Origin of the sequence: Candidatus Ponderosibacter sp. Uisw_141_02 (genome assembly GCF_048087665.1) — a bacterium.
Taxonomy (GTDB): Bacteria; Pseudomonadota; Alphaproteobacteria; order Puniceispirillales; family Puniceispirillaceae; genus UBA3439.
This window is the reverse complement of sequence record NZ_CP159807.1, coordinates 793,636-807,280: the sequence shown is the minus strand read 5'-3', so window position 1 is coordinate 807,280 and position 13,645 is coordinate 793,636. Positions and strand designations below refer to the sequence as shown.

General features: G+C 46.9%; 10 protein-coding genes and 1 pseudogene. 7 read left to right on the top strand and 4 right to left on the bottom strand.

What is annotated here, in order from left to right; translation table 11 throughout:
* Nucleotides 1-44: 44 nt before the first annotated feature.
* From ABXT40_RS04105 to ABXT40_RS04095, 3 genes and pseudogenes are all read right to left on the bottom strand, one after another.
* On the bottom strand, nt 45-1,037 hold the full coding sequence (locus tag ABXT40_RS04105; protein ID WP_443646566.1) for a hypothetical protein: 993 nt from the start codon (nt 1,035-1,037) through the stop codon (nt 45-47).
* Between the two features lie 4 nt (nt 1,038-1,041).
* Nucleotides 1,042-1,266: pseudogene (locus ABXT40_RS04100) on the bottom strand (glycine/betaine ABC transporter); the annotation flags it as partial.
* Between the two features lie 278 nt (nt 1,267-1,544).
* Nucleotides 1,545-2,135: a LysE family translocator gene (locus ABXT40_RS04095; protein WP_443646565.1), complete on the bottom strand. Its 591-nt coding sequence runs from the start codon at nt 2,133-2,135 to the stop codon at nt 1,545-1,547.
* A 492-nt stretch (nt 2,136-2,627) separates the two neighbouring features.
* On the opposite strand from ABXT40_RS04095, the gene ABXT40_RS04090 reads away from it, so the two are divergent.
* The 7 genes from ABXT40_RS04090 (at nt 2,628) to ABXT40_RS04060 (ending at nt 11,484) form a co-directional block, all read left to right on the top strand.
* Nucleotides 2,628-3,905, top strand: coding sequence for a tetratricopeptide repeat protein (locus ABXT40_RS04090; protein WP_443646564.1), 1,278 nt, complete (start codon nt 2,628-2,630; stop codon nt 3,903-3,905).
* A gap of 97 nt (nt 3,906-4,002) precedes the next feature.
* Nucleotides 4,003-4,377 carry a GFA family protein gene (locus ABXT40_RS04085; protein ID WP_443646563.1) on the top strand — a complete coding sequence of 125 codons (375 nt, stop codon included), beginning with the start codon at nt 4,003-4,005 and terminating at the stop codon, nt 4,375-4,377.
* 502 nt (nt 4,378-4,879) lie between these two features.
* Nucleotides 4,880-6,466, top strand: coding sequence for an ABC transporter substrate-binding protein (locus ABXT40_RS04080; RefSeq protein WP_443646562.1), 1,587 nt, complete (start codon nt 4,880-4,882; stop codon nt 6,464-6,466).
* A gap of 100 nt (nt 6,467-6,566) precedes the next feature.
* Complete coding sequence (locus tag ABXT40_RS04075) at nt 6,567-7,553, top strand: ABC transporter permease (protein WP_443646561.1); 987 nt, start codon at nt 6,567-6,569, stop codon at nt 7,551-7,553.
* 1 nt (nt 7,554) lies between these two features.
* Nucleotides 7,555-8,388, top strand: coding sequence for an ABC transporter permease (locus ABXT40_RS04070; protein ID WP_443646560.1), 834 nt, complete (start codon nt 7,555-7,557; stop codon nt 8,386-8,388).
* Nucleotides 8,385-10,016, top strand: coding sequence for an ABC transporter ATP-binding protein (locus ABXT40_RS04065; protein ID WP_443646559.1), 1,632 nt, complete (start codon nt 8,385-8,387; stop codon nt 10,014-10,016). The genes ABXT40_RS04070 and ABXT40_RS04065 overlap by 4 nt, the downstream gene beginning before the upstream one ends.
* Before the next feature lie 67 nt (nt 10,017-10,083).
* Nucleotides 10,084-11,484, top strand: a complete 1,401-nt coding sequence (locus ABXT40_RS04060; RefSeq protein WP_443646558.1) for an amidase — start codon at nt 10,084-10,086, stop codon at nt 11,482-11,484.
* Here ABXT40_RS04060 and ABXT40_RS04055 read toward each other — a convergent pair.
* Complete coding sequence (locus ABXT40_RS04055; RefSeq protein ID WP_443646557.1) at nt 11,481-13,604, bottom strand: N,N-dimethylformamidase beta subunit family domain-containing protein; 2,124 nt, start codon at nt 13,602-13,604, stop codon at nt 11,481-11,483. The two genes, ABXT40_RS04060 and ABXT40_RS04055, sit on opposite strands and share 4 nt — an antisense overlap.
* Nucleotides 13,605-13,645 lie beyond the last annotated feature (41 nt).

The window sequence follows — 13,645 nt, the reverse complement described above, 5'->3', positions numbered from 1 at the left end:
AATCGTCGGTCTAATGATTGGAGCAAAAATCACGGGGTCAAAAATCATGCATTTTGTGACCGATCGGCAAACCAGCCAGCCACCATAGGTGTAAGGTAAAGCGGTAATTGATAGGCCGCAACAAAAAGCGCAAATAGCGGATCGGCGGGTAATGCGGCGAAATATAGTCCAAGATTGCGATTGCCAGCGACGACCGCAACCGAACGGGTGCCTTCGGGAAACGGCATGGCTTTGCCCGATGCAGCGCGTTCAAACTGGCCAAAACGGCCAAGCAATCGGCCACCGGCAAAAACCAATGCCTGCGAGCCGAAATTCAGCCCAAAAACAAGTCCAAGACAGGCCAGCGCCAAAATTGGCACGGCCATGACCATCGCGCCAATACCATCAAAAACTGGAAGAAGAAAAGCAAGCATCGACAAGGTGGAGACCCCATCAAGCCGGTGCCGGTTGGCCTCAATCCGCTCTTCACCGAGAACCTTTTTGGCAAGTAACGCCAATAATAACCCACCACCAAGAATGATGCCTAGCCGCAAACAGAGCATTGCCGATGATATCGGCACCGCGGCGCCAAGAAGATATTCACCAAGATAAGGGCCGGTGAAAGGTGCCAGCAAATTTGTCAGAACAACGATTTCCATCGCAATCGGCGCGGTAAAACCCAAAAAGATACACATCCAGATCGTTGTACCAATTGGCGGTGCCACCGCATACCAAGTCACCAATGGCAAGAAATGATCGGGAAGGCCAAACCATTTTGCCACGTTGAAAAAAACCACTGGCACAATGATTAAAAGACCAAGCGAAATGGCAAAATTGCGAATTAATCTTTGTGGCTGAAGCGCGGCTTTTAAAACCGCGCCGATATCAAGCCGTACCAGAGCTGCGCCAATCAGAACCGCAAGGATATAGGGCGCGGCCGGTTTGAAAAAGGCACCGCTGCTTGGCAATAGTAAGGCCAGCACCACCCCAAGCGGCAACAAAATACGGGCATGCCGCCCGCTTGCCGCGAGAAGCCAAAGAAACAGATGAAAGTTCATACGGCTATTGTTTACCGCCCTGAACGATCCGGTCAAGGATCATTGCACAAAACAAAACAGTATAGCCTGTCAGAATGCCTTGACCAAAATTGGCATATTGAGGCGCTTCAAGGACATCTTCACCAAGCCCCCTCGCCCCAATCAACGATGCCACAACAATCATCGCAAGGCTTAACATAATCGTTTGATTGACACTGGCACGAATTGATGGGCTGGCAAGTGGCAGATTAGTCATGTGGGTTCTGGCTTCGCGTTTCCAAAATACTGCAGAAAAAATACATGCAACGCTAACTCAGCCAGTGCTGCGCTAAACAAATGGTTAAAGCCCCTGTGTGCCTAAGACGTGCGTAATCCATTCTTTTAGGCATAGTGTTCGTGACAGGCTAAGAACTGTTGAATGCCCAACAGACATAATTGATGCAATTGGCGGATGGTCAACCGAAGGTGTTGGACAACACTATGGCGTGGGTTTTGACCTCAAACTAAAGTCAAAATGGATGAAAAGAATTAACCTATAATTGACCAAACAGAGAGGCCGACCACGGCTAAAAGGCAGATAGCCATAAAAACGTTTATGTTTCTTTGAACTTTCTCGGGTAGTTTCAATTGATTGATTTCGACGCCTAAATAAAGCCAAAGGAAATGGATAAATATCCAAATCACATTTGCTATTAAAAGTTTAATCGCTGTTTCAATAAAAAAGTCGTTTGGATAGAAAGCGAAGCCACTGAAAAGTGTTATGTGAACGGCATAGGCTTTGGGATTGATAAGTTGAATTGTTGTACCAGTTACCAAACCGGGTTTAGGCATCTGGATAAATGCAATTTTAGCGTCTGAAAAAGCAATCCTGAATGCGAGATAACCCAAATACGTTGCCGATATAATCAGTAGAGTCATACGAATTGAAGGATTTGCTAAAAGCACAGTGGCAAGCCCAGAAATCACAGCAATGCAAACGAGATTGTTACCGATAAACAAACCAGATAGATAGCTTATCCCCTGCCGCCAGCCAAAAGCTGCGCCAACACCAGCCAGAGACAAGACACCCGGACCCGGCGTAATAAGCAATAAAAGAACTGCTAGAGCAAAAGCAATCATCTAAAGAACCAACTAATAACTATTAAAAAAACTAGACCCAAGGAAACAGTCACTTGTATCGGGCTCCTGTCAAAAACCCGCAGAAAATTCAGCGTTTCGGCTTATTCGCTTAATCGTGGGTCTACAACCTTCTCCATCCAAGCGGCTAAAATATCCAGCTTGTATCCATCGCCACCACGTTGGCCTGAAACATCAATGATTCTGCAACCTACTGACGCGCGCGGCAAGTCGAATATGCAACCATTCGTGCGACCGTAGCGCCTGATCCGCTGATATCCCCCATCGAATTTATGCTTGAAGGTGGTTTGTGTGATTCGTGAGCGGGTCAGAACAGCCAAACAACGCAACATAATAGAGCCGTCCATGTACTGTTATATAACAGATATAAACCTTGTTATGAGAGTGGACGGCCTAGAATAGGTCGGTGTCAGTTGATGTTTTACGAGGTTCGTCATAAAACTACATCAATCAGGTTTAACGTGAGGTGTCACTATGCTTGCTGATAGCTACGGAAATAAGAATTCGACAAATTCTGCTGATGCTATTGCGTCATATAACCAAGGCGTCCATCAATTTCTTGGCGCCGAGCCGGGCGTTGAGGCCAGTTTCAGGACCGCAATAAGCGCTGACCCTAACTTTACCTTGGGTCATATTGGACTTGCTCGGGAAATGCAATTGCGTGGTCGTTCGGATGATGTGAAACAATCCCTCAATACGGCCTTTGAAACCAGCCAAAATCTCTCGGCTCGAGAACAATCCCACTTAAATGTGTCGAGCTTACTACTTAGGGGAAAGTCTGCTGAAGCTCGCGCGGCTGTATATGAACATGTGAAAGAATGGCCTCGCGACGTACTCATCGCGCAGATGTGTACCAGTGTCTTTGGCCTGATTGGTTTCTCTGGTTTGCCCGGTAGGGAGGCTGAACAGCTGTCTTTCATGACAAACCTTGCCCCCAATTATGGTGATGACTGGTGGTGCAAAGCTCAGTTGGCATTTGCGCAGCTTGAAGTTGGGCGATTGGATGAGGCTGGCATTAACATTGAAGAGGCACTCATATCAAACCCGAATAGCGCACATTCAAAGCATATTAGAGCGCACCTTTATTACGAAAATCTGCAGGACGAGGACGGCTTGAACTACCTCCAAAGGCATTGGGCAAATTATGATCCGTCGGGTGCGCTTTACAACCATATCTCCTGGCATGTGGGTTTATGGTCTCTTGAGGCTGGAAATTTCGAGCAAATGTGGGACGTTTTGGACAAGCACATTTCCCCTGATAATAGTCAAGGGCCTCCATTGAATATTTTGACTGACAGTGCAGCTCTCCTTTTCAGAGCTGAGCTTGCAGGGGTTGAAGTTACACCCGAAAGGTGGAAAGGCCTCAGTGCATACGCTATGACTAAATTTGCTAACCCGGGCCTTGGCTTTGCTGATCTTCATGCTGCAATCACGCATGCCAGAGCAGGTAATATCGAAGCATTAGAAAATATAATTGCTAATGCAAAAGGGCCGGTTTCCACCCTGACCAAAAAAGTTGCAAAGGCGTATCGTCACATGCAGGAAGGGGAGTGGTTATCAGCGTCTGAACTATTTATAAGCGTGGTTCGTGAGCACGCTCGTTTTGGCGGATCCAACGCCCAAAGAGATTTGTTGGACTTTTCTTTGGCCGCATGTTTGATCCATCAAGGCAGAACGCGGGAAGCAAAAACAATTCTTGCAATCACTAGACCGCGGGCTTTGCAAAAAGATATTATCTCAGGATTACATTGAGCGCAGATTGTGTCGATTTTGGAGATAGTAAATGCCACATTGGTGGCAGAAGATCGACGCAGACTTATTCGTCTCACCAATAGAGAGGACAAACTCAATGGACAAAGATCGACTATATGGAAATTGTCACTGTGGGACGGTGCAGTTCTCAATCCCGCGCAATATTGATATGAGTGCCGTACGACGCTGTGACTGCAGCCTCTGCAAGCGTCGCGGTGCGGTTATGTTGGCATGCCCAATTGAGGATGTGAAAATTGAAGCCGGTGCTGAACATCTAGTCCATTATAAGTGGAATACAAAAGTTGCCACGCACCACTTTTGCTCAAAGTGTGGGATTATGACCCATCATCAAAGGCGAACTACGCCAGAAATTTTTGGCATCAATATCGGCTGCATTGATGAAATTGACTATCGCAGTTTTCAGGACGTGCCAATGAACAATGGCGTCGATTTAACATTAGCAGAAAAGTAACCAAACACTGGCTTTGCACTCTAGCTTTACCCTTAATTTTGCGTTTCATTGCGCTTGGAGAGCATGATTTCATTTACCAACCTCAAAACGTCGAAATAGCTGTTCTCAGCGCCTGTGAAAACCTTAATTTTCTCTGCCCCAACCGCGGTTTAGGGGTGCCTGAGCCGCGATCCCACGCACACGTTCATCCTTGCCACCACGCATTAGCTCAAGCAACGTGTTAATGGCCTCAACCCGATACAAGCGATCTAAATCAGCGATATAGTGTTCGTCTGTGCGCAAAGTGCACACGATTTTCTATGGAAGTTCCTGTAGGCCGGCATATAGCTTAATGCCGACTCATAACCAACCAATTAAAGTATCGTTTCTTTTTTAAAAACATAATCGACGAAACAGGACAAACCCTTGACTCTTAGCTATGTAGACTTAACGTGAATTGACAAAAAAACCACAGGGACGCTTTGGATTTAATCCTGAAGGGTCCGATTAGGGAGACATCTAAATGAAAAAAGTATTAGCATCTATATTGATGGCAGGGTCGCTCTTGCTTGGCGGTGCTGCAGCTCACGCCGACAAATCTGGCGGGACGCTCTCATTCCTCGTTCAGCCTGAGCCACCAACCTTGGCATCATATGTATCAACATCGGGGCCGATTGGCCTTGTGATGCCAAAAGTCTATGAAGGGCTTTTCGATTATAATAACGACGGTACCATGGTACCAATTCTAGCTGAAAGTTATTCGGCTAGCGCTGATGGTAAAACCGTCACTTTCAATCTCCGCAAAGGTGTAAAATGGCATGATGGCAAGCCCTTTACCTCGGCTGATGTGCAATTCACTGTCATGGAGGTGCTGAAAAAAGTGCACCCTCGTGGACCAAACTCGTTCCGCGAAGTAACCAGCATTGACACGCCCAATGATCACACGGCTGTTTTCAATTTAAAAAAGCCTGCACCTTATATGATGCGCTCATTCTCGGCATATGAGTCGCCGATGGTTCCAAAACATCTTTTGGAAGGCAAAGATATCAAATCTGCACCATTGGCAAACAACCCTGTAGGCACTGGTCCGTTTAAATTTGTCGAGTGGAAAAAAGGTCAGTACATCCGCTTAGATAAGAACAAAGATTATTGGCAAAAGGGTTTGCCACATCTAGATCGGATTGTTGGTCGCTTCATTCCTGATGCGTCAACACGGACAGCTGCAATGGAAAATGGCGAAGTTCTGTATGCTGCCTATAACGCCATCCCAAATATCGATGCTGTTCGCCTGAAAGAGCGTGATGACATTGACGTAACCACCGAGGGTTATTCAATGATCAATCCGATGGCGCTGATCGAATTCAACACCAAAGAAGGCCCGTTTGTAGACCCGGCTATTCGTCGCGCCATTTCGGTTGCGATTGACCGCCGGTTTATGATCGACACGATTTTCTTTGGCTATGGAAAACCAGCCACAAGCGCGTTGAGCAGTAACTTCAAGGCAACAAACCTACATGCTGAAATGCCAAATTACCCTGAAAAAGGCGATAAGGCCGCAGCAAACGCAATTCTTGACAAAGCTGGTTACAAGCGTGACGGCAACGGCGTTCGCTTGAAAGCTGTTCTAGACCTTATCCCTTATGGTGAAGACTGGCGCCGCGCTGGTGAATATCTAAAGCAAGCACTTGGTGATATCGGTATCCAGCTAGAGCTGCGTTATGAAGATGTACCAACATGGTTGAAGCGTGTTTACCACCGCTATGACTTCCAGATGAATGTGAACTATTTTTACCAGCTGCCGGATCCGGTTCTGGGTGTCCATCGTCACTATGGTACTGACCAAATCCGTAAAGGCACACATTTTGTGAACTCATCACGCTATAGCAACCCCAAATTGGATGCGTTACTTGATGCGGGTGCTGGCGAGCCAGATGCTGCAAAGCGGACAGCTGCCTATAAAGAGATCCAGCAGATTTTGGCAGATGACATGCCTGTCGTGAATTTGTTCGAGCTTGAATTCCTGGTCGTTTATAACACCAAGCTGAAAGGCGCTTACGGCTCTGCAATGGGTGCCTATGGCTCATTCAGAGAAGCCTACATTGACGATTAAGGCGTAACATTTATTGGGCCAGAATTTAATGTCTGGCCCAATATACTTATTTATTCATTCATCTACCTTTATATCCAGAATTTCCGGATAGGCTCATCACATGACAAGATCCACAAAAATTTTCAAATATGTTGGCAAACGATTATTGCAAGGAATACCGATTATTCTTGCTATCGTGATCATCAATTTCTTTCTTTTGAATCTGGCTGAAGGCGATGCGGTTGACGTATTGGCTGGCGAGGCAGGCTCGGCCACCCCCGAATATATGGCGCAGTTGCGCAAGAAGTTTGGTTTGGATCAGCCGTTACCCGTCCAGTTGATGGTTTATCTGAAAAATGTTCTAAGCCTTGATCTTGGATATTCTTTTAGACATGACATGCCCGTCAATGAATTAATCTTTGACCGGTTTGCCGCCACCGGCTTGCTGATGACAAGCACAATTATTCTGGCTGTTGGTTTTGGCATATTGTTAGGTCTTTTGGCTGCAATGCGGCTGAACACATGGAAAGATGCCGTGATTACCATATTTGCCCTGATCACTTATGCAACGCCACTATTCTGGGTGGGGTTAATGATGATCGTGGTCTTTTCGCTAAATCTTGGATGGTTTCCCACAAGTGGTATGACCAATATTGCAGCCTTTTATGAAGGTTGGGACTATGTTGTGGATGTGTCTCGCCATCTCGTTCTTCCAACGATTACATTGTCGCTTTTCTATCTGGCGTTATATACGCGAATGATGCGGGCCTCGATGCTAGAACAATATGGACAGGATTACGTTGTGACGGCACGGGCAAAGGGTCTGACCGAAAGGCGTATCACCTATGTCCATGTTTTACGTAACGCGCTTTTACCTGTTGTAACGATGGCTGGAGTTCAGGTTGGTGCATTGATTGGTGGGTCGGTGATTGTCGAGTCCGTCTTTGCCTGGCCAGGATTGGGAATGCTTGCGTTTGAATCGCTGTTTGCGCGCGATCTAAACCTGCTTCTTGGCATTTTCCTTTTATCGTCAATGCTCGTTGTCGTGGTGAATTTAATTGTCGACATTATTTACTGCTTCCTCGATCCACGAATTGAGGTGAATTGAAATGGAAAATTTTTGGTCTCGCTACAAACGAAATCATGCTGCTGTTTTTGGGTTATTCGTTGTTGTATTGATTATTGTGATGGCGATAACAGCAAGTTTTCTTTATCCAGAAGATCCTTTCCGTTTGGTTGGCAAGCCACTATCAAAACCGCTAACCAATGGCTTTTTACTTGGTAGTGACTCGCTTGGGCGTGATGTGGCTTCAGGCATTGTCCATGGTGCCAAAACATCATTGCTGATTGGATTTGTAGCCACGCTTGTTTCAGTGTTTATTGGGATTTTCTTTGGTGCTTTTGCCGGTTATTTTGGCGGCATTATTGATGATATTCTGATGCGTGTGACCGAAATTTTTCAAACAATCCCGTCCTTTATCTTCGCCATTTTGCTGGTGGCTATTATGAAACCGTCAATGAGCAGTATTGTTATTGCGATTGCGGTTGTTTCATGGCCAGGCGTTGCAAGGCTTGTGCGCGGTGAATTTTTGGCAGTCAAGAATCGTGAATTTGTGCAAGCATGCCACACGCTGGGGATGAGTGACTTTCGCATCATGTTGCGGGAAATCCTGCCGAACTGCCTTAGCCCGATTATTGTCGTTGGCTCTTTGATGGTGGCAACCGCAATTCTGATTGAAAGTGGGCTCGCCTTTCTTGGTCTTGGTGATCCAAATATCATGAGCTGGGGTTTTCTTATTGGCGCGGGCCGCACCATGTTGCGATCGGCTTGGTGGGTTTGCACATTTCCTGGTGTTGCAATTTTGATAACAGTGCTGGCAATTAACCTGATTGGTGAGGGGCTGAATGATGCGCTGAACCCTCGTTTGAAAGAACGTCAATGACAAAAAAGCTTCTCTCGATAAATGATCTTTCTATTTTGCTGCCAACTGGCGCTGACCGGCAATATGCGGTTGAAGACATTGACCTTGAACTGAATGCAGGTGAAACCGTTTGTGTTGTTGGTGAAAGTGGGTCAGGAAAATCACTAACGGCCCGCGCTGTTATGGGTTTGTTACCAGCGCCACATGTGCGTGTTGGCAAGGGTGAAATTATCTTTGGTGGGGAAGATCTAACCGAAGTCACCTATGAACGCCTTCGTGAATTGCGTGGCAGTGAAATTTCGATGATTTTCCAAGAACCCATGACTGCCTTGAATCCAGTTATGACAATTGGCGATCAAATTGATGAAATTTTTCGCTATCATGTATCAATGTCACCGAGGGAACGAGCCGAAAAGGCGTTAAGCCTATTGGTTGATGTCAATTTGCCCGACCCTGAAAAGATCATTGATGCCTATCCGCATGAGCTTTCTGGTGGTCAAAGACAGCGCTCAATGATCGCTATGGCACTTGCACTTGGCCCAAAGATCCTAATTGCTGATGAGCCAACAACTGCTCTTGATGTAACAACACAAGCGCAGATTCTCGAATTGATTAACGATATGCAAAAACGGCTTGATACCGGCGTATTATTCATTACCCATGATTTCGGTGTCGTCGCGGATATAGCTGATCGCGTTATTGTAATGCAGCATGGCAAGATTGTTGAAACCGGAACCACCAAGCAAGTTCTGCAAAGTCCAAAACATCCCTATACTAAATCTTTGATTGCTGCCATCCCGCGGCTAAAGCCACGCAAAGCAAGATCAAGGGCGGCTGAAGTCGTGTTGAAAACCGAAGGTGTTTGCAAATCATTTGGTGGCGGTAAAAGCTTTTTTGGATTAGGAAAGCCAAACCGCGAGGTCAAAGCCGTTCAAAATGTGCAAATCGAATTGCGCCGCGGCGAAACCCTTGGCGTGGTTGGCGAGAGTGGATCGGGAAAATCCACATTGGCACGTTGTGTAATCAGGCTCATTGATAGCGACGAAGGCCAGATCAAACTTGGTGATGTTGATATTACCAAATTAAGTCGCAAGGAATTACGCCCATACAGAAAGCGCATACAGATGGTGTTTCAAGACCCATTTGCGTCATTGAATCCACGCATCCGGGTTGGCGATATCATTTCGCAAGGTCCAATTCTACAGGGCGAAGATAAGGAAGACGCGTCCAAACGCGCCTATGAACTTCTAGATATTGTTGGCCTTGATCGCAGGTCATTTGATCGCTTCCCGCATGAATTTTCTGGTGGACAGCGCCAGCGCATCGGAATTGCAAGAGCACTATCGCTAAAGCCAGATATCTTGGTTGCCGATGAACCAGTTTCGGCATTGGATGTTTCAATTCAGGCACAGATTCTTGAACTGCTGGATGACATTCGCGAGCAAATGGATTTATCCATGCTGTTCATCACGCATGATTTGCGTGTCGCAGCGCAGGTCTGTGATTACGTTGCCGTCATGCAATATGGCAAAATTGTTGAAATGGGGCCAACGGCTGAATTATTCAAAGATCCAAAAGATGCTTACACGAAATCACTTCTTGCTGCGGTTCCGGGAAAAGACTGGCATTTTGGAAAATTGAAGTCATAGACGCTATGCACCAATAGCCTGTACCTTATACTTTGACCCTTGCCATTATGCATTTGAGATATTTGTGATGTCGAACCCCAAAACCCTTGATCCTTTGAACACAATTCATGGGCTTTATCGCAGCTACCAGAGCAACAGCACCAAGCCAAGCATCGTTATTCAGGCCTACCTGGATGAAATAGAACGGCTAAACCCCCACCTTGGCGCCTATCAAGATACATGGGCTGATACCGCATTGGAAATGGCGACGGCGGCAGATAAATCGTTGGCTTCGGGATTTGCTGCAGGGCCATTTTACGGGATGCCTTATGCCTTGAAAGATATTTTCCATGTCGAGGGTAAGGTAACAACCTGCGGGTCGGCGGCGATGCTTGATAAGACTGCCAGCACCACCGCAACAATGGTTCAGCGGCTCACAGCAGCTGGTGGGATTATTCTTGGTAAAACCAAAACGGTTGAATGCGCCTTTGGCGGCTGGGGAACCAATCAGAAAATGGGAACCCCAATGAACCCGTGGGATATGGAAACGCACCGGATACCGGGCGGGTCTTCATCGGGAACGGCGGTGGCGGTGGCGGCAGGCATGGCGCCATGCGGCATTGGCAGTGATACAGGTGGGTCAATTCGTTTGCCAGCTGCCTATTGTGGGCTTGTTGGCCTAAAGGTGACGGCAGGGCGCTTGCCCTTGCATGGGATCATGCCGCTATCACAATCGCTTGATACACCCGGGCCAATTGCCCAGACTGTGCTTGACTGCCTGATCATGTTTGATGTGCTGGATGGCTGCGAAGGGTGGAAAATTGCCCAGGATATGGATAATGGCAATGGTTTATATGCGGTATTAAATAAGGGCGTCTATGGATTGCGCCTTGGCAGCCTTGCCGATAGCGAGCGCCAACAATGTTCCGAAGATATGCTTGCATCCTATGACATGGCTTTGGGTCGTTTGCGCGCGATGGGGGCTGAAATTATACCATTTGAAAATCCTGTATCCTACGGCGATATGGCCGATGATAACGGGATGATCACCGCGGTTGAGGCATTTCATAATCATGGCCGTTTCTACAAAGACCCTGATTTGCCAATGGATGAAGATGTGCGCACGCGAATGCTGCTGGGAGAGCATTATCATGCCCATGATTATTTCCGTGTTTTGCAACAGCGCAAAAAAACCATTGCCACCTTTGGTAATGCGATGCGCGGTTTTGATGCGCTTGTGATGCCAACTAGCACGAGCACTGCCCCAGCGCTGGCCAATGTCGATCAGGCGGTATCACCGGGCTATTTCACCAGGCCCTTTAATTTTCTGGAAATGTGCGGTCTATCGCTGCCAATTAACCTTGCAAGTGACGGCATGCCAACCAGCATACAAATCGTCGGTAAAGCGCATGATGAAGCGATGTGCCTTCGTGTTGGCGCCACCCTTGAGCAGGATTTACCGCCAATTGGTCGGCCGGATTTGTCCTAGGACCCAACAAATTTACGTACAACATTTCTAAGCAACGTTGAAATATTGTTATCATAATTGTTCCAAGGCAATGACCCGCAAAAGGTGATTGAACCAACTGCAAATACTTGTCCGCCTTTATCTGTTTTAAAATAGACCATATCAGCCCGTTTTGCATCAGCCTCGGGGCTACCTGACAGGTTTGTTAGATGCGTTAACATTTCTTCTGGAACAAGAATGAACCGGTTACCCTCGTCATAAGATTGCGCAAGAGTGATGATATCCTCGCCCTCATCAAGCTTTTCATCGCGCCGATCAAGTTCAAACCCGGCCGCTCCATGTCCGCTAAAGCCGAAATCGCCAAGCAACTCGCCATTAATGCCGTCAAAAACCCAGTCCATGTTTTTGTCGTAGTTAACACGCTTATAGGGCATGCCAACAAAATTTCCCTGTGCGGTAAAGCCAATTCCAACAAGCTTTTGTGGAGGGCGTCCATTGCGTCGCCAGAGGCCGCCATAACTGCCGTCAAAGGCATTATAATATTCCCCTGGTTCAGACGCCCATGCGCGCAATCCATCTTCAGACCGCCTGATTTCAAGCAAGGTAGGATCTTCAGAATGGCGCACAATCCGCCAGTAAAATCCATTGCCGCCAAGATAAATAAGTCCTCCACCGTTATCCCGATAATCTCTCAACGCATCCAGTGTTGCGCTGGTGTGATATTCAGGATGGCTTCCGGTTAAGACAGCTTTATAGCCTGAGATGGCGGCAACACCATCACGATCAAGCTCATCGTCGGTGACAATGTCATATGCAATGTCCTGATTATGCAACCATGAGATCAAATGGCTATCTGCCTGAAAATGGCGAAGGCCAGAACAACTTGCTTCGCCAAAGGTCAGATACCCAGGTCGAAGATTGAAAAGAACGCGTTTATGTGAGGCGTGGCAAATGCCCGAGCCGTCGGTATGATTATTATAGGTCGACAGCCCATAATGCCGGTATTCAGACGGGTTATTCGGGTAAGCATTCCATGCACTGATCTTTTCAAGCCATGATGGCGCAAAGTCGGGGCGGGCATGATTCCCATAGATCGTGTAGGTAAAAGTTGAGACCAGAACACATAAATCTGCACGGCGCTTACCAAGTGGTGGGCAAACAAAAAACGGCATGGCATCATAATGCCCTTCAGCCTCGATGCGCATAATATATATGCCGGAAGGCATATCATCTGGAACCACAAATTCAAAATCTCTGTCCCACTCAAAATCATAAATATCATCATCATGAAACAATATTGCAGCATAATGTTCTGGTTTGTGTCGCCAGCAAAATTCGGTTGCGTCCCACTTGCAACCCGTGACTCCCCTGGTGGGGGCGTTCCTCAACAAAAGATCAGGCCCGGTATGAGCTTTTACCGATAGCGATGATATGGATTGAGCAAAATCCCATTTTGCAATTAAAGCGCCGTCAACCAGAATTTCCGGCGCCTCAATTTTCCCATTAAAGCAACAAGGGGCGTCACCAAAGCCAGCCGCGATGCGAACCGGTGTGGTCACTGAAAGTGGAAACATCCGGGCAATGCTCAATTCTGTGTGGCTACTTTTTGCAACCCCAATATTTGATTTTTTCGTTATCATATATTTTACATCAAGCGTTATCGTACCCGATGCTAAAACCGTCAGCTCGAGGCTGTGCCATTGGTTGCACTTTACTTCAACGGTTGTAGAAATAGATATGCCACCCGGTAATTTGGCAGTGATTATACCCTGTGAATCAAGGACAAGCGAAACATGCCCCCAAGCGATTAACGTTTGATCTGCAGACACCAGAACCGTCGGCAGAAACCATAATTTTATCAAAAGGTCAGTGTTGATTTCGGCTCGCAGATCTGTTGTGCTTTGGGCAAATGAGCCAGGTGTAAACCCCTGATAGCGAGACGTAAAAGACGATGATCTGAAATAAATGCTAGCGTCCTCTTCGACAATGCCAGGCCCATCCGGATTCGGATCTGCCGAAATCGAGCGATGCAATGTTGCCTTAAAATCCGAAACCGCACGGCTGGACACAAAAAATCTGATAGTATCGCTTGGCCTTGCCGACAGTTTATCTGAATATCCCGCTATAAATACATCTTGCATGACTGCTCAATCCTGTTCGATCGAAAATAGGTTGATTAGGC

Coding starts and splice junctions, on each gene's coding strand:
- ABXT40_RS04060 (WP_443646558.1), top strand. CDS start 10,084: ATGTCGAACCCCAAAACCCTTGATCCTTTGAACACAATTCATGGGCTT.
- ABXT40_RS04070 (WP_443646560.1), top strand. CDS start 7,555: ATGGAAAATTTTTGGTCTCGCTACAAACGAAATCATGCTGCTGTTTTT.
- ABXT40_RS04090 (WP_443646564.1), top strand. CDS start 2,628: ATGCTTGCTGATAGCTACGGAAATAAGAATTCGACAAATTCTGCTGAT.
- ABXT40_RS04055 (WP_443646557.1), bottom strand. CDS start 13,604: ATGCAAGATGTATTTATAGCGGGATATTCAGATAAACTGTCGGCAAGG.
- ABXT40_RS04065 (WP_443646559.1), top strand. CDS start 8,385: ATGACAAAAAAGCTTCTCTCGATAAATGATCTTTCTATTTTGCTGCCA.
- ABXT40_RS04075 (WP_443646561.1), top strand. CDS start 6,567: ATGACAAGATCCACAAAAATTTTCAAATATGTTGGCAAACGATTATTG.
- ABXT40_RS04080 (WP_443646562.1), top strand. CDS start 4,880: ATGAAAAAAGTATTAGCATCTATATTGATGGCAGGGTCGCTCTTGCTT.
- ABXT40_RS04085 (WP_443646563.1), top strand. CDS start 4,003: ATGGACAAAGATCGACTATATGGAAATTGTCACTGTGGGACGGTGCAG.
- ABXT40_RS04105 (WP_443646566.1), bottom strand. CDS start 1,037: ATGAACTTTCATCTGTTTCTTTGGCTTCTCGCGGCAAGCGGGCGGCAT.
- ABXT40_RS04095 (WP_443646565.1), bottom strand. CDS start 2,135: ATGATTGCTTTTGCTCTAGCAGTTCTTTTATTGCTTATTACGCCGGGT.